We start from the raw sequence: 16661 nt of genomic DNA, 5'->3' as shown, positions 1-16661 counted from the left end.
AACCCACCTCCGGCGCCGGTAGGCTTTCCGCGCGGCGCAGCGGGCGCCGGGACGACTATTCGCGGGGAGACGGCGTGCCAGACCTTTCGGGCATCGTGAAGGCCTACGACATTCGCGGCGTGGTCGGCGAGCAGCTCGACGCGGACCTCGTCCGCGACTTCGGTGCCGCGTTCGCGCTGCTCATCAAGCCCGAGGCCCCCGCGGTGGTGATCGGCCACGACATGCGCGACTCGTCGCCGGGGCTGTCCGCGGCCTTCGCCGAGGGAGTCACCTCGCAGGGCCTCGACGTCGTCAGCATCGGCCTGGCGAGCACCGACCAGCTGTACTTCGCGTCGGGTTCGCTGAACCTGCCGGGCGCGATGTTCACCGCCAGCCACAACCCGGCCAAGTACAACGGCATCAAGATGTGCCGCGCGGGCGCGTCGCCGGTCGGCCAGGACACCGGGCTCGCCGAGATCCGCGACACCGTCGAGCAGGGCGTGCCCGGCTTCGAGGGCCAGCGCGGCACCGTCTCGGAGCGCGACGTCCTCGCCGACTACGCCGCCTACCTGCGCAACCTCGTCGACCTGTCCGGCAACCGGCCGCTGAAGATCGTGGTCGACGCCGGCAACGGCATGGGCGGGCACACCGTCCCGACCGTCTTCGACGGGCTGCCGATCGACGTCGTGCCGATGTACTTCGAGCTCGACGGCAGCTTCCCGAACCACGAGGCCAACCCGCTGGACCCGGCGAACATCGTCGACCTGCAGGCGAAGGTGCGCGAGGCCGGCGCGGACGCGGGCGTGGCCTTCGACGGCGACGCCGACCGCTGCTTCATCGTCGACGAGCGCGGCGAGCCGGTTTCGCCGAGCGCGATCACGGCGCTGGTCGCCGTGCGCGAGCTGGCCAAGGACCCGGGCGGCACGGTCATCCACAACCTGATCACGTCCAAGGGTGTGCCGGAGATCGTCGCCGAGCACGGCGGCAAGCCGGTCCGCACCCGGGTCGGGCACTCCTTCATCAAGGCCGAGATGGCCCGCACCGGCGCGATCTTCGGCGGCGAGCACTCGGCGCACTACTACTTCCGCGACTTCTGGCGCGCCGACACCGGCATGCTGGCGGCGCTGCACGTGCTCGCCGCGCTCGGCGAGCAGGACGGCCCGCTGTCCGACCTGACCAGCGCGTACTCGCGCTACGCGGCGTCGGGGGAGATCAACTCCACGGTGGACGACCAGGTCGCCAAGATGATGGCCGTCAAGGACGCGTTCGGCGGCAAGTCCGGGGTCGAGATCGACGAACTGGACGGTCTCACCGTGCAGCTGCCGGGCGGCGCGTGGTTCAACCTGCGCCCGTCGAACACCGAGCCGCTGCTGCGGCTGAACGTCGAGGCCGCCAACGCCGAGGCGGTGCAGGCCCTGGTGGAAGACGTCCTCGCGATCATCCGCAGCTGACCCGTCCCGGGGGAGAAGGGCCGTCCGGACCGAACTGTGTCCGAAACTGTGCTCTTCTCCCCACCTTATCGCGTGGTATGGAGGAACCATGGCCCTCACGCTCGACGCCCAGCTCCTCGAGATCCTGGCGTGCCCGTCGCCCGATCACGCCCCGCTGCGTCCCGGGACGCCGGGCGACCCGGAGGCCGACGCCCTGACCTGTACCGAGTGCGGCCGGGTGTACCCGGTCCGCGACGGGATCCCGGTACTGCTGCTCGACGAAGCCACCGGCGGCCCCGCTGAAAGCGAAGCGTCCGATGCCGACGGTGCTTGACGACACGCTGCTCGACGACCCCGCGCGCCTGGCCGAGGCCGACAGCGCGGGGTTGCTCCGCGCCGCCGCGATGGCGGGCGCCCAGGTGCGGGCGACCACCGAGCTCGCGGCCGAGCTGGGCCTGGCCGACCGGCTCGACGTGGGCCGGCCGCGTGCCGTCGTGCTGATCGACCGGCCTGGCGTGAGCCGGACGCTCACGCGGCTGCTGGCGGCGCTGCTGGCGCCGGCGTGCCCGGTGCCGGTGGTCGTCGCCGAGGTGGTGCCGAGCTGGATCGGCGCGCTCGACGTCGTCTTCGCGCACACCGACGACGCCGGTGACCGCGAACTCGCCGCGTCGCTGGAGCGGGCCGCGCGCTTCGGCGCGTCGGTGGTGCTCTCCGCGCCGGCGGAAGGTCCGGTGGCCGCCGCCGTGGCGGGCAAGGGCGTGCTGCTGGCGCCGCGGATCCCGGTGCCGCCGGAGCTGGCGTTCCCGCGCGGCCTGGCCGCCGGGCTGCTCACCGCGAACGCGCTGGGCCTGCTGGTCGCCGACGTCCAGGTGCTGGCCGACCAGCTCGACCTGGAAGCCGAAAAGGATTACCTGGCCCGCGACTCGTTCGCGAACCCGGCCAAAGCGCTCGCGTTGCGGGTCGCCGACCGCGTGCCGCTCCTGTGGGGGCTGGACCCGGTCGCCGTCGCCGTCGGTGAACACGCTGCGCACGCGTTCGCGGCGCACGCTGCTACCGTCTGTGATGTCGAGGATTTCCGTCAGGCTCTGGCGCGCCCCGCATTGCGGCGGGCGGCGCAATCGAGTGGCGCGGAGCGTGACATCTTCGCCGATCCGGACGATCCATCAGGTGACATCCTCACCCGGGTGCTGCTTCTCTCGGTGCGTACCGGTCCGGCTACGGACGCGGCACGCTTCCAGGCCGAGGATCTGCTGCCGGGTGCGGACGTCATCGCCCCGGCCGAGGAGTTCGAGGCGGACGAAATCGTGCGGGCCGCGGTGCTGGCGCTGCGGTTCGAACTGGCGGCGGTCTATCTCGGGCTGGCGGCGGGCAGCATCGGCGGCGCGGGCCGCTTCGAGCCCGTGACGGCGTGAGACCCGCCGAGCACCGGCCCGGGCCGGTGCCGAAGGAGTGGAGTTGAGGTGACAGTGGAGCTGCTGCGCAACGCGGTGCGGCCCTACGCCTGGGGATCGCGGACGGCGATCCCCGAGCTGCTGGGCCGTCCGATCCCCGCGCCGCACCCCGAGGCCGAGCTGTGGATGGGAGCCCACCCGGGCGACCCGTCGCACGTCATCGGTCCCGACGGGACCGAGCGGAGCTTGCTGGAGCTGGTCGAAGCCGACCCGCTGAACCAGCTCGGCGAGCGCTGCGCGAAGCGGTGGGGCGGGCGGCTGCCGTTCCTGCTGAAGATCCTCGCCGCGGAGGAGCCGCTGTCGATGCAGGCGCACCCGTCGGCGGCGCAGGCCGCGGAGGGGCACGCCCGCGAGGAGAAGCTGGGCATCCCGCGGGACGCGCCGAACCGCAACTATCCGGACCCGACGGCGAAGCCGGAGCTCGTCTGCGCGCTTACGGAGTTCCACGCGCTGGCCGGGTTCCGCGAGCCGGAGCGCACCGTCAAGCTGCTGAAGGCGATCGAGACGCCGGGGCTGGCGAAGTACACCGGGCTGCTCGAGGCGCAACTGGACCCGTCGGGCCTGCGGGCGCTGTTCACGACGTGGATCACGCTGCCGCAGTCGTCGCTCGACGCGCTGCTGCCGGAGGTGCTGGACTCGTGCGTCCGGCACCTGCGCGAGCACGGCGAGTTCGCGGTCGAGTGCCGGACGATCCTGGAGCTGGGCGAGACCCACCCGCGCGACGCGGGCGTGCTGGCGGCGCTGCTGCTGAACCGCCTGACGCTGCGCGCGGGCGAGGCGATCTACCTGCCGGCCGGCAACCTGCACCTGTACCTGAACGGCACGGCCGTGGAGATCCTGGCGAACTCGGACAACATCCTGCGCTGCGGCTTGACGCCGAAGCACGTGGATGTCCCGGAGCTGCTGCGAGTGGTCGACTTCGCGTGCGGCGAGATGCCGGTCCAGTGCGGCGACGCGGGCGACCGGATGGCGATCTACCACACGGACGCGCCGGAGTTCGAGCTCTCGCGCGTCGAGTGGACTTCGGGTCAGGACGACGAAGTGACGGTCGACAGCATCGGCCCGCAGATCCTGCTGTGCACGGCGGGCGACCTGCTGGTGACGGCGGACGACGGCGAGAAGGTGGAGCTGCGCCGAGGCCAGTCGGTCTGGCTGCCGGCCGCCGACCCGCCGGTGAAGATTCGCCCGCTCGACAGGACCGGCGCCCAGCTCTTCCGCGCGACGGCGGGAACCTGCTGAACTCTGCTTGAAAGCCACCAGGAGCGCCTGCTCCTGGTGGCTTTTTCGTGCGCGGGCGGCCGGGTGTTCTGTGTGCGTTCCGTGTGGCGGGGTTCGCCAGTATCGGTCCGAGGGGTGGTCCTGGAGCCTCGTGCTGTCGATTTCCGGGGAGGAAGAGCGAGAGCAAGGGGCGGCGGACGCTGCTGGGGGTGACGCCGGTCTGATGCCCGGCGTCGGCGACCTGGACGGTGCCACTCGGTTCTGGAGGGGCGTGGTCACGCTGGGGAGGCGTGGCTGCGGAGTGCGGGGTCGGGTGGTGCCGCGAGGGCGCAAGTCGCGCGGGGAGGCGTGGCTGCGGGAGTGTCTTGCCCGAGGTGGTGCCGTACGGGGAGGTGGGGCTGTGGGAGTGCCTTGCCCGAGGTGGTGCCCTGCGGGGAGGTGGGGCGTCGGGAGTGTCTCGCCGAGGTGGCGCCGTGCGGGGAGGTGGGGCGTCGGGATTGTCTCGCCGAGGTGGTGCCGTACGGGATGTGGCTGCGGGAGTGCCTCGCCCAAGGTGGCGCCGCGCGGGGAGGTGCGGCGTCGGCTGTCTGGCTTGGATGGTGCCCGCCGGTTTCGGTGGGCGTGCGGTCGGGTGCCGGGGTTGTGCGGCCGGAGTGGTGTCGTGCAGGGCGGGTTGTGGTCGTGCGGGGAGCGCGGTTGTCTGGCTTGGAGGGTGCCCGGCGGGCGCTGGAGGTGCGGTCGCGGTTGGTTGGCTGGGATTGCGCCCGCCGGTTTCGCTGAGCGGGCCGGGTTGGGTGCCCGGGATCGCCTGACCGGGACGGTGTCGTGCGGGGTGGGTGTGGTCGTGCGGGGAGGCGCGGCTGCGGTTGTCCCGGCTGAGGTGGCGCGGGCCGGGCTCGCGGGCCGGGCAGGCAGCCCGCCGAGGCGGTGTCATGCGGGGTGGCTTTGGTCGTACGGGGAGTGCGGCTGCGGTGGCCCGGCCCACAGATGGTGCCGCCGGTCTTGCCGAGCGGCAGGCTGGCCCGGGAGGCCTGGACGGGTCGTACGGGGCAGGTACAGGTGCAACGGCCCAGTGAGGTCGCGTGGCCCGGTTCGCTGTGCGGGTTGGGCTGCTGCCGCCGAGGTCGGGGCGGGTGTGGTCGTGCGGGGAGACGCGACCGCGGTCGCCCAGCGGGGGTGGTGTCGCGAGGGGGCGGCACCACCCCGTTTCGGGCCGCCGTCGGCGCGTGAAGCAGCCGAGGCAGCTACACGGGTTCGGTGAGCGCCAGCAGGGCTCGCCGCAGGGTGGCCGCGCTGGCGTCGCGTGGCTCCGTCAGGGCCGCGGCCTCCGTGGCTGCTTCGGCCGCCGATGCCTGGTCGCCGGTCGTCTCGTACGCGCGGTGCAAGACGAGCCACGTCAGGCTGGTCGCGGGGCGGCCGCCCATTTCGCGGAACTCGTCGAGGCACGCTCGCAGGACCGGGATCGCCTGTGCCGCACGGCCTTCGCCGATCCAGGCGGCCGCGAGCGCTCGGGTGCACGACAGCTCTCGCGGTCGTTCGTCCAGCTCTCGGGCCAGGTCGCGAGCCGCCTCGAACGCCTCCACCGACCGCCGTCGTTCGCCTCGGTACGCCTCGATCGCGCCCAGCGTGCGCAGGGACTTCGCCAGTGCCGACCTCGCCGGGGTTGTTCGCAGCAGCGTCACCGATTCCGTGATCGCCGACGCCGCCTCGGCCGGCTGCCCACTGAGCAAAAGCGACCACGCGACGCCGTGCAGAGCTGTTCCCAGCTGTCGCGGCTCGCCGGATTTCCGGGCCAGCGCCACGGCTTCCTCGTCGACGCGCAGGGCGTCGCCGACCCGGCCCAGCCGGTGCAAGGCGGCCGACTCCGCCGCTCGGACCCGGCCCAGCTCGGCCGCGTCACCGTCCACAGTGAACAGTTCGCGCGCGTGCGCGGCCGTGTGCAGGGCCTCTTCCGCGCGGCCCAGCCCGATCAGGCAGTGCGCCAGGTTGGCCGAAACCCAGGCGTGAGTGCGGCGATCGCCGTGCTCCTCCAGCTTCTTCGCGCACTCGCGGTACCCGGCCGCGGCCTCCTCGTACTGGCCGCGGGCGTGGCGCAGCAACGTCAGGTTGGCCTCGGCGATCGCCGTCAGGGAGCCGTCTTCGCCCGCGGCTGCCAGCACCGTCTCGTAGCCCGCGCGCATGTCGGCGTAGTGCCCCTGCAGGTACAGGTATCCGCTGAGCCGGTCGAGCAGGAGCAGCGCGTCGTGCCGGCGGCCCAGCCCGCACAGCGTGCCGACGAGCAGCAGGAGGTTCGCGCGTTCGGCGGCGAACCAGCGCTCCGGTCGCGCCAGCAGCCGCTCGACGAGCTCGGGTGGCAAGGGCTGCGCGGGTGCTTCCCGCGCCAGTGCCGGCATCGGCACCGTGCGGGGCAGCCGCGCCGCCGCCGTGTCGGCCAGGGCCAGCGTCGCCGCCAGCACCGTGCGCAGGCCGCCGCCGTCGGGCGCGTCGAGTTCGGTCGCGTAGAGGCGGACGAGGTCGTGCAGCCGGTAACGGCCTTCGCCGGTCTCGTCCGGGCCGCCGGACTCCAGCAGGCTGGCCTCGACGAGCTCTTCGACGGCTTCGTCGGCCCCCGGGTCGTCGATCAGCGCGGTGATCGCCCAAGCGGGCAGGTCGAGGTTGGCGCAGCGGCCGATCAGCCGGAACGCGCGCCGCGTGAGCGGGCGGAGGCCGTCGTAGCTCAGCGCGATGCTGCCGCGGACGCCCAGGTCGCTGACCGTCAGCTCGTCGAGCCGGCGGACCTCGTCCTCGAGCCGATCGGCCAGCCCGGCGAGCCGCAGGTGCGGGCGGATGGCCAGCCTGCTGCCGGCGATCCGCAGGGCCAGCGGCAGGTGGTCGCAGGCCGCGATGATGCGCGCGGCGTCGGCGGGTTCGCGCGCCACGCGGTCGCCCGCGAGCCGGGTCAGCAGGCGTGTCGCGTCGGCGTCCGGCAGCGGCCCGAGCGGCAGCCGGTGCGCGCCCGCGAGGCCGCTGAGCCGGCGCCGGCTCGTCACCAGGACGGCGCAGCCCGGCGTGCCCGGCAGCAGCATGCGGACGTGCTCGGGGTCGGTGGCGTCGTCGAGCACCACGAGCACGCGGCGGTCGGTGAGCCGGCCGCGGAACACCGCCGCGCGGGCGTGGACGTCGTCCGGGATGGCCGGGCCGGTGACGCCGAGCGCGCGCAGCAGGTCGGCCAGGACGTCACCGAGGTCGCGCGGGCCGGACGGGACGTACAGCTGGCCGTCCGGGAACCGCGCCCGCAGCCGGTGGGCGGCGCGCATGGCCAGGGTGCTCTTGCCCGCGCCCGGTTCGCCGCTGAGCACCGCGACGGGGACGCCGTCACCGCTGCCCAGCACGCCGGTGAGTTCGGCCAGTTCGGTGTCGCGGCCGGTGAAGTCCGCGGTGTCCGGCGGCAGCTGGCACACCGGCCAGACCGGCGCGGGCAGCCGCGGCACCGGATCTTCGCCGCGCAGCACGGCCGCGTGCACCCGGCGGGCTTCGGCGCCCGGTTCGACGCCGAGCTCCTCGATCAACGTGGTCCGCAGCCGCCGGTAGATCTCGAGCGAATCACCCTGCCGGCCGGCCCGGTGCAACGCGGTCATCAGCTGCGCGGCCAGCCGTTCGCGCAGCGGGTGCTCGGTGATCATCGCCGGCAGCTCGCCGGTCAGCTCCCCGTGCCGCCCGGCGTTCAGATCGGCGTCGACGCAGTCCTCGAAGACGGCGAGCCGTTCGGACTCCAGCCGCGCGACGTCGGCGTCGAGCCGCGGCACGTGCAGCCCGGCCAGCACGGGCCCCCGCCACAACGCGAGCGCCCGCCGGTAGTGCCGCGACGCCGTGACCGCGTCCCCCGCCCGCTTCCCTTCGGCGGCGGCCGCCCGGAACGCGAGCAGGTCGAGTTCGTGCGGCTCGGCCCGCAGCCGGTACCCGAGCGGCCCGCGCTCGACGCGCAGGCCGTCGATCCGGTCGCGCAGCCGCGAGAGGTAGGTGTGCAGGTTCGAGGTGTACGACTTCGGCGGCCGCTCCGGCCACAGGGCTTCGACCAGCACGTCGACGTGGACGTGCTGGTTGGCGTTCAGCAGCAGCACGGCCAGCAGCGTGCGCTGCCGGTCTCCGCGCAGTACGGGCCACTGGCCCGGCGGGCTTTCGATCGCAAGCGCGCCGAGCACGGCGAAGTACGCCATGGCACCTTCCTGGACGGGCGAGCAGGGAGGGCCACGGTAGCGGAGGGCACCGACAAAACCGGGCGCGTTTGCGCGTGACGGGAGTTCTGCCCAGGCCGGTGGTGTCCACGGCTGTCCGCGCGCAGTCGTCGGCGTCCGCCGAAGCCGGCCGCCGCCATCGCCTGATCGAAATCCCGGCCGGTGGGGACCCACCGGAACCGCTCCGATTACGCTCCACCCGGACATTCAGGACCTACCAGGGGAGCGGTCGTGTCAGCTGGAGGCGGAACCAAGGCGATCATCGCCGCGCTCGGAGCCAACGCCGGGATCGCGGCCGCGAAGTTCGTCGGCTTCCTCGTCACCGGGTCGTCGTCGATGCTGGCGGAGTCGGTGCACTCGCTGGCCGACACCACGAACCAGGGCCTGCTGCTGCTCGGCCAGAAGACGTCGAGGCGCGCGGCGGACAAGGAGCACCCGTTCGGCTACGGCCGCGACCGGTACTTCTACTCCTTCATCGTCGCGCTGATGCTCTTCACCCTCGGCTCGGCGTTCGCGATCTACGAAGGCATCCACAAGATCGGCGCGCCGGAGCCGCTGGAGTCGCCGATCGTCGCCGTGATCATCCTGGTCGTCGCGGTGGGTCTCGAGGGCTACAGCTTCTACACCGCCGTCGGCGAGTCGAAGAAGATCAAGGGTGACGTCAGCTGGTGGGGCTTCATCCGCCAGGCCAAGGAGCCGGAGCTCCCGGTCGTCCTGCTGGAGGACGCCGGCGCGCTGCTCGGACTCGTCCTCGCGCTGCTCGGTGTCGGGCTGTCGGTGGTCACCGGCGATCCGGTCTGGGACGGCGTCGGCACCCTCGGGATCGGCCTGCTGCTGGGCGTCATCGCGATCATCCTGATCGTCGAGATGAAGAGCCTCCTCATCGGCGAAGGCGCGAACCCGGCGGTCCTCGCGACGATCGTCGACGAGCTGGCCGCGGGCAAGGTCGAGCGCGTCATCCACATCCGCACCCAGTACCTCGGCCCGGACGAGCTGCTGGTCGCGGCGAAGCTGGCGCTGGTGCCCGGCCTCGACACCGCCGCGGTGGCCACGGCCATCGACGACGCCGAGGCCCGCGTGCGCTCGAAGGTGCCGGTCGCGAAGCTCATCTACCTCGAGCCGGACCTGGACCGCAGCCTCGCCCGGTGATCGGCTCCGCGCGTTCCGGCAAGCCGACCCGCGCCTGACCCGTTAGGGTGACCTACGGCGAAACTCGCAGGCCAGCCGTAGGAGGTCAACGGTGCCCGGAACGGGATTGTGGCGCACTAAATCGATCGAACAGTCCATTAAGGACACCGACGAACCGGACACCAAACTCCGGCGGAACCTGAGCGCCTGGGACCTCACGGTCTTCGGGGTGGCGGTCGTCATCGGCGCGGGCATCTTCACGCTCACCGCGCGCGCGGCCGGTGACTACGCCGGCCCGTCGGTCTCGCTGGCGTTCGTGTTCGCCGCGATCGCGTGCGCGCTGGCGGCGCTGTGCTACGCCGAGTTCGCCTCGACCGTGCCGGTCGCGGGCAGCGCGTACACGTTCTCCTACGCCACGTTCGGCGAGTTCATGGCGTGGATCATCGGCTGGGACCTGATCCTGGAGCTCGCCGTCGGCGCCGCCGCCGTGTCCAAGGGCTGGTCGGTCTACCTCGAAACCGTGCTGAGCTACCTGTTCGGCAAGGGCGCGAAGACGACGTTCGACATCGGCAGCGTCACGATCGACTGGGGCGCGCTGGTCGTCGTCGCGCTCCTGACGACGCTGCTGGCCGTCGGCACCAAGCTGTCTTCGCGGGTCTCGATGGTGATCACCGGCATCAAGGTCGCCGTGGTGCTGTTCGTGATCATCCTCGGCATCTTCTACATCAAGGGCGCCAACTACTCGCCCTACATCCCGCCGGGCTCGACCGGCGGCTCCGGCGAGACCGGCGTCGACCAGTCGCTCTTCTCGCTGATCGCGGGCGGCGCGAGCAGCTCGTACGGCGTGTTCGGCCTGCTGGCCGGCGCCTCGCTGGTGTTCTTCGCGTTCATCGGGTTCGACATCGTGGCGACCACGGCCGAGGAGACGAAGAACCCGCAGAAGTCCGTGCCGCGCGGCATCTTCGGCTCGCTGATCATCGTCACGGTGCTGTACGTCGCCGTGTCGCTCGTGGTCGTCGGCATGACGTCCTACAAGGACCTGGCCACCTCGGCGGGCGACGGCAGCCACAAGACGCTCGCGACGGCGTTCTCCGCCAACGGCGTCGACTGGGCGGCCAACATCATCTCCTTCGGCGCGCTGGCCGGCCTGACCACCGTCGTCATGGTCCTGATGCTCGGCCAGGTCCGGATCATCTACGCCATGTCCCGCGACGGCCTGATGCCGCGTGGCCTGGCGAAGACCGGCGGGCAGGGGACGCCGAAGCGCGCGACGCTGATCGTCGGCGGCCTGGTCGCCCTGGCGGCGACGTTCTTCCCGGCGGACAAGCTTGAAGAGATGGTCAACGTCGGCACGCTCTTCGCGTTCGTGCTGGTCTCGGCGGGCGTGCTGATCCTGCGCCGGACGCGGCCGGACCTGCCCCGCGCCTTCAAGGTGCCGCTGGTGCCGCTGATCCCGATCCTGGCCATCGTGGCCTGCGTCTGGCTGATGCTGAACCTGACCGTGCTGACCTGGCTGCGGTTCGTCGTGTGGATGGTGATCGGTGTGATCCTCTACTTCGCCTACAGCCGCCGGCACTCTCTGCTCGGCAAGCGTCAGGCCGACGGCGTCGAAGATGTCGAATCGCCGGCCAAGGCACCCGAGGGCTGATTCACCCACTCTTTCGTGGCACCCCCGCCGACCTGCTTCTCGCAGGTCGGCGGGGTTTTTGTGGACCGGGGCAGAACGGGCGAGGCGAGACGATCTTGCCCATCGTGCCTAAAAGGGGACCCCGTGTAGCGAGACGAGTGACGTGCGATACCTTTCGATCCTTCGTGTGCCACTGGCGGGTGAATTACAGCAGTGTGATTTCACGCTCAGTGGTATCGCGATCACAACTTTCGACAGTGTCTCCCCGCCTGGCACAGGAGTTATGAATGCGTAGTCGTACCCTCCGCGGCTCGGCCGCGATCATCGCGCTCACCGCCGCCGCCCTCATCGGCACCGCCGGTTCCGCGCTGGCCTGCCACAGTGACGACAACCGCCCGCACCCGACGCCCGGCAAGGCGACCCCGTGCGCCGAGGGCACCGACCTCGGCCAGGGCGACGTCGTCGCCAAGATCACCAACAACCGCCTGGCCATCACCAAGGTCAACGAAGGCGTCACGGTGAAGCGCATCGTCGTCATCGGCGGCGACGACGGCTTCAACGACTACACCCCGGGCGCCCGTGGCCTGGACAAGAACGCGCCGTGGACCGACCTGCGCGCGCCGTTCAGCCGCAACGGCCACCAGGCCGGCATCGACAAGTGGTACCTCTGCGGCACCAAGACCTCCACCAAGCCGACCGAGACCACCACGGCCCCGACCCGGCCCACCAAGCCGACCGAGTCCACGAAGCCGAGCGCCCCGGCGACCTCGGACACCTCGGTCTCGCCGACCAGCTCGACCGCTCCGGCCGTCGTCCCCGCGGGCAACGAGTCCGGCACCGGTGGCGGCCTGGCCAACACCGGTTTCGACAACATGTGGCTCGTGTGGATCGCCGCGCTGCTGATCCTCGGCGGTGGCGGCCTGCTCGCGCTGCTGAAGTTCCGCCGCAAGGCTTCCGAGTGAAGCTGAGCTAGCCGAAGCGTGCCGTGAAGGGCACCTTCAGGGACATAGAGTCCCTGAAGGTGCCCTTCACGGCTTTCCGGGGAAGTCCGGGAAGAGCAGGCCCTGCTCACCGGTGGTCGGCTTGCCCAGCCCGGCCGCCATCGCGACGGCGTGGTCCCACTCCGCGTCGACGACGTAGTCCTGGTGCTTGAGCACCCCCGGCGCCCAGCGGTGCCGGCCGGTCGGGCCGCGCAGCGGGTCCGGCAGCCAGTGGTCGCCGCCCAGGATGAGGACGCCGTTCTCGTCGGCCTTCGCCTTCAGCGGGCCGCAGCCACCCTCGGCCAGGAACCCGACGCCGTAGAGCTGCCGGTCGGAGACCTCGTGCCGCCACGTCGTCACGCCGCCGCCGAAGATGTCCGTGCCGCGGCACAGCGCCCGCCACCGGCCGTCGAGGCTTTCGAAGAGCCGCTCCAGCGACTCCTGCGGCAGCAGCGCGGGGAAGGCCCGCTGGTAGCCCCACTGCAGAGGTGACCCCGCGGTCAGCACGCCGACGCGCTCGAGGTCCGTCTCCGGCAGTTCGGCGGCGAGCCGCGCGGCGGCCATGACCGTGAGCAGGCTGCCGAGGTTGTAGCCGGACAGCACCACCCGCGTCCCCGGCTCCTTGAGGTGCTCGCGCACGCGCGCGGCGAGTTCGGGCACGACCTTCAGCGCGTAGCACGGCGGCACGGTCGGGTGCGCCGCCCGCGGCCAGAAGCAGACGAGGTCGGCGAGCGCGCCGAGGTGCCGGCTGCGCTGCGGTGTGCGCGCCGCGGTGTAGACGACGCGCAGCAGCCCCGCGGCCAGCGCGCCGAGCGCGAAGACGCCGATCGCGGACAGCGGCCCGAACCAGCGGGGGACCTGGCCGAACCCGAACCGCAGCACGAGCAGCGCCGCGCCGCCCGCCGACATCGCCGACGCCACGGTGAGGGCCAGGTGGTGCAGGTGCCGCCGTTCCCACGCCGAGCGCGCCCACGCCGCCGCGGCCTGGACCTCCTGCTGGTCGTCGTGCTCCATCAGCCCGACGATCGCCGGGACGCCCCGCCGCAGCCGGCGCACCGGGACGGCGACCGCGAAGCCCAGCAGGGACAGCACCGCGGCGAGCGCCAGCCCGGCGCCCCACAGGACCGTGACCAGCAGGTACGTGTCGGGCACCTGCAGGAGATCGGCCCCGGACAGGCGTCGGACGGCTTCGGCGAGCCCGGCGCCGAACCCGCCGCCGAGGAGGCCGGCGAGCGCGAGCACGGGCGCGGCCGCCCAGCCGCCCGCCCACGGCCGCAGCCGGCGCGGCTTGTGCTTCCAGGTGGGCCGGGCCAGCACCGCGGCCGGGGCCAGGAACAGCGCGAACAGCACGGTGACCGCGACCAGTGACGCGCCGAGGCCCTCGACGACGCCGTTGGTCCCCGGCAGCCGGCCGGTGCCGGGCCGCAGCCGCACCGCGGCCACGACGACCAGCAGCGTCGCGAACGCGATCAGGCCGCGGCGGGCGATCCGCCCGGTGTCGACGCCGATCGCCGCGGCGACGACGGCGGCGAGCACCAGCGCCAGCGTGCTGATCCAGACGACCAGGTCGAAGACGTCGCCGGGCACCCGGAACGGGCCGCCGAGCAGCAGCAGCGCGACCGACGCGAGCGCGGCGACGGTGTGCAGGCCGCGCAGCGCCGGTGTCCCGGAGCCGGTGCGCATCCGCAGCGGGCCTTCGACGCGGTCGCTCTCGGCGTGCACCGCCCAGTTCGCCGAGGAGATCCGGTGCAGCACGAAGATGACCACGAGCAGCGGCAGCAGGCCGACCGTGATCCGCGCCGGGACCGTGCGCAAGCCGTCCGGGACGACGGGCAGGCAGCCCGAGCCGGGCGCGAGGCACTGCGCGCCGAACAGGTCGAGCGCGATCGCCGCGAGCTGGCCCATCAGCAGCATGGTCAGCAGCAGGGCCGCGACGCGCAGCAGGCCGCGGCACACCGCGCCGAGGACGCGGGGGAGGCGGCGGCCGGGCGGGACGGCCGGCAGCATCCAGAACGCGACGTTGGCCAGGGAGAACGGGAAGAGCAGGGCCCAGGTGGCCTTCGCGGCGCCCCCGGACGTCATCCCGTGCCAGAGGTAGCCTTCGAGGGTCCGCGGGATCGACCGGCCCAGCGCCGGGAGGACCGGTCCCGGTGCCGGCCGCCGCAGCCGGTCCGCCGGGCGGATCACGCGGCCCAGACCGTCGCCGGCGACGTCGACGGTCGCGACCGCGTCGAGCAGGGTCTCGCCGCTGGTGCCCACGAGCCCGGCGACGCGGATTTCGACGACGCGGGTGTCCGGGCCGGGCATGGGCACGGTGAGGGCCTCCTGAACTGCTGCGGATCGCTTTCTAGGGAAGGTCGAGCGGACAACGGTAGTGTTCGGAAGTCATCGAGCCTTGGAGGAATCGCCACTATGACCCCCGAAAGCGTTGCCAAGCGGCACGAGACCCGCAACGGCATCGAGTTCGCCGTCGCCGACCTCGAGGCCGCCGAGTTCGGCCGCAAGGAGATCCGCCTCGCCGAGCACGAGATGCCGGGACTGATGGCGCTGCGGCGCGAATACGCGGAGGTCTACCCCCTGCGCGGGGCGCGGGTCTCCGGTTCCCTGCACATGACGGTCCAGACCGCCGTCCTCATCGAGACGCTGGTGTCGCTCGGTGCCGAGGTGCGCTGGGCGTCCTGCAACATCTTCTCGACGCAGGACCACGCGGCCGCCGCGGTCGTCATCGGCCCGAACGGCACGGCCGAGGAGCCCAAGGGTGTCCCGGTCTTCGCCTGGAAGGGCGAGTCGCTCGAGGAGTACTGGTGGTGCACCGAGCGGATGCTCACCTGGGACGGCGAGGGTCCCAACATGATCCTCGACGACGGTGGCGACGCCACCATGCTGGTCCACAAGGGCACCGAGTTCGAGAAGTCGGGCGTCGTGCCGGCCCCGGACGAGAACACCTCGGACGAGTTCCGCGTGTTCCTCGAGCTGCTGAAGGCGTCGGTCGCCTCGGACACCGGCAAGTGGACGAAGATCGGCGAGGGCATCCGCGGCGTCACCGAGGAGACCACCACCGGCGTGCTGCGGCTGTACCAGCTGGCCGCGGCCGGTGAGCTGCTGTTCCCGGCGATCAACGTCAACGACGCCGTGACGAAGTCGAAGTTCGACAACCGCTACGGCATCCGCCACTCCCTGATCGACGGCATCAACCGCGGCACCGACGTCCTCATCGGCGGCAAGGTCGCGGTCGTCTGCGGTTACGGCGACGTCGGCAAGGGCGCGGCGGAGTCGCTGCGCGGCCAGGGTGCCCGCGTGATCGTCACCGAGATCGACCCGATCTGCGCGCTGCAGGCGGCGATGGACGGTTACCAGGTCCAGACGCTGAAGAACGCGCTGCCCAACGCCGACATCGTGATCACGACGACCGGCAACAAGGACGTCGTGCTGGTCGAGGACATGGCGAAGATGAAGCACCAGGCGATCCTGGGCAACATCGGCCACTTCGACAACGAGCTCGACATGGCCGGCCTGCAGCGCTACCCGGGCATCCGGCGCATCACCATCAAGCCGCAGGTCGACGAGTGGATCTTCCCGAACGGCAACACGATCATCGTGCTGTCCGAGGGCCGCCTGCTCAACCTGGGCAACGCGACCGGCCACCCGTCGTTCGTGATGTCGAACAGCTTCTCCAACCAGGTGATCGCGCAGGTCGAGCTGTTCACCAAGCACGAGGAGTACGACAAGGAGGTCTTCCGCCTCCCCAAGAAGCTCGACGAGAAGGTCGCGAAGATCCACCTCGACGCGCTGGGTGGTGAGCTGACCAAGCTCACCAAGGAACAGGCCGAGTACATCGACGTCGACGTCGAAGGCCCGTTCAAGGCGGACCACTACCGGTACTGAGTTTTTCGTTCTTGCAGGTCAGGCCGCCCCGGACGTGTCCGGGGCGGCCTTTCTGTTGCATGGTCTGAACAGTGATAGCTGAAGGCGAGAGCCGAGGCCGAGGGGCGCAGCATGAACGACCTGGTCACCGAGGCCTTGCGAGTGGTGGTGGCGCAGGTCGAGAGCCCGCTCGAACGGCGGAAACGCCTGGTCGTCGAAGGCAAGCTGATCACTTTTGTGCCCGAGAACGACGCGCCTGGACACGACAAGCTGGAGGAACTCTCGCGTGGCTGGGGTCCGATCCGCTGCACGAGGGGTGACCGGTGACGATCTTCTACGCTGACCCGACCGCCTTGTTCGCGGCCTATCTCGCCGACGAGCCCGGCCACGCCGAGCTGCGAGAACTGCTCATCGATGGCGGGCACTTCGTCCTGACCAGCGAACTCACCCGGCTGGAACTGGCCGGCGCGATCACCGCGGCCAAGCCCGGCATGACAAGTCTCCTCCGTCAGTTCGACGAGGATTCGCGGACGGTGCTGGGAGTCGTCCCGCTGAATCCGCGTGTCTTCGCCGCGGCTCGGCGGACGGTGATCGGGAGCCCGGTGTCCACTCTCGCCGCGATCCACATCGCGGTCGCGATGCACGGCACGGCGGAGCTGACCGGCGGCGCGCCGGTGACCTTCGTGACCAGGGACGACCGCCAAGCGGAGGCAGCCGAGGCCAACGGGTTCGAGGTGCGGTGAGCGGCGGACCCGCGTAGCTCGTGTCCC

The 16661-nt window shown here is 71.8% G+C and carries 12 protein-coding genes; 10 read left to right on the top strand and 2 right to left on the bottom strand.

The window, feature by feature from the left end; genetic code table 11:
- Positions 1-74 precede the first annotated feature (74 nt).
- From OHS18_RS23740 to manA, 4 genes are all read left to right on the top strand, one after another.
- Positions 75-1430 carry a phosphomannomutase/phosphoglucomutase gene (locus OHS18_RS23740; protein WP_328612453.1) on the top strand — a complete coding sequence of 452 codons (1356 nt, stop codon included), beginning with the start codon at positions 75-77 and terminating at the stop codon, positions 1428-1430.
- Between the two features lie 88 nt (positions 1431-1518).
- Positions 1519-1743, top strand: a complete 225-nt coding sequence (locus tag OHS18_RS23735) for a Trm112 family protein (protein WP_323323309.1) — start codon at positions 1519-1521, stop codon at positions 1741-1743.
- Positions 1727-2821: a hypothetical protein gene (locus OHS18_RS23730; RefSeq protein ID WP_328449188.1), complete on the top strand. Its 1095-nt coding sequence runs from the start codon at positions 1727-1729 to the stop codon at positions 2819-2821. Before OHS18_RS23735 ends, OHS18_RS23730 begins: the two co-directional genes overlap by 17 nt.
- Positions 2822-2875: 54 nt before the next feature.
- Positions 2876-4099, top strand: a complete 1224-nt coding sequence (manA, locus tag OHS18_RS23725) for a mannose-6-phosphate isomerase, class I (protein WP_328459207.1) — start codon at positions 2876-2878, stop codon at positions 4097-4099.
- Between the two features lie 1223 nt (positions 4100-5322).
- Here the strand turns inward: manA and OHS18_RS23720 are convergent.
- A complete protein-coding gene (locus OHS18_RS23720; protein ID WP_328612452.1) occupies positions 5323-8274 on the bottom strand; it encodes an AfsR/SARP family transcriptional regulator in 2952 nt (983 codons plus the stop codon).
- Between the two features lie 249 nt (positions 8275-8523).
- Between OHS18_RS23720 and OHS18_RS23715 the strand changes: the two genes are divergently transcribed.
- From OHS18_RS23715 to OHS18_RS23705, 3 genes are all read left to right on the top strand, one after another.
- Complete coding sequence (locus OHS18_RS23715) at positions 8524-9441, top strand: cation diffusion facilitator family transporter (protein ID WP_328449192.1); 918 nt, start codon at positions 8524-8526, stop codon at positions 9439-9441.
- Positions 9442-9532: 91 nt separating this feature from the next.
- Positions 9533-11068, top strand: coding sequence for an amino acid permease (locus OHS18_RS23710; RefSeq protein ID WP_328449193.1), 1536 nt, complete (start codon positions 9533-9535; stop codon positions 11066-11068).
- 266 nt (positions 11069-11334) lie between these two features.
- Positions 11335-12009, top strand: a complete 675-nt coding sequence (locus OHS18_RS23705) for an LPXTG cell wall anchor domain-containing protein (RefSeq protein ID WP_328449195.1) — start codon at positions 11335-11337, stop codon at positions 12007-12009.
- A gap of 66 nt (positions 12010-12075) precedes the next feature.
- On the opposite strand, the gene OHS18_RS23700 is transcribed toward OHS18_RS23705, so the two are convergent.
- The gene (locus OHS18_RS23700; protein ID WP_328459208.1) at positions 12076-14334 is read right to left on the bottom strand and encodes a hypothetical protein; all 2259 of its coding nucleotides are present in this window, start codon (positions 14332-14334) and stop codon (positions 12076-12078) included.
- Positions 14335-14439: 105 nt separating this feature from the next.
- Between OHS18_RS23700 and ahcY the strand changes: the two genes are divergently transcribed.
- The 3 genes from ahcY to OHS18_RS23685 all read left to right on the top strand — a co-directional run bounded on the left by ahcY (position 14440) and on the right by OHS18_RS23685 (position 16634).
- Positions 14440-15912: an adenosylhomocysteinase gene (gene ahcY, locus OHS18_RS23695; protein ID WP_328612451.1), complete on the top strand. Its 1473-nt coding sequence runs from the start codon at positions 14440-14442 to the stop codon at positions 15910-15912.
- 111 nt (positions 15913-16023) lie between these two features.
- Positions 16024-16218, top strand: coding sequence for a hypothetical protein (locus tag OHS18_RS23690; RefSeq protein WP_328612450.1), 195 nt, complete (start codon positions 16024-16026; stop codon positions 16216-16218).
- Positions 16215-16634: a type II toxin-antitoxin system VapC family toxin gene (locus OHS18_RS23685; protein WP_328612449.1), complete on the top strand. Its 420-nt coding sequence runs from the start codon at positions 16215-16217 to the stop codon at positions 16632-16634. Before OHS18_RS23690 ends, OHS18_RS23685 begins: the two co-directional genes overlap by 4 nt.
- Positions 16635-16661: the final 27 nt, after the last annotated feature.

This window comes from Amycolatopsis sp. NBC_00355, from assembly GCF_036104975.1.
Classification (GTDB): domain Bacteria; phylum Actinomycetota; class Actinomycetes; order Mycobacteriales; family Pseudonocardiaceae; genus Amycolatopsis.
Note: the sequence above shows the minus strand (reverse complement) of the source record. Positions and strands in the feature narration are given on the sequence as shown.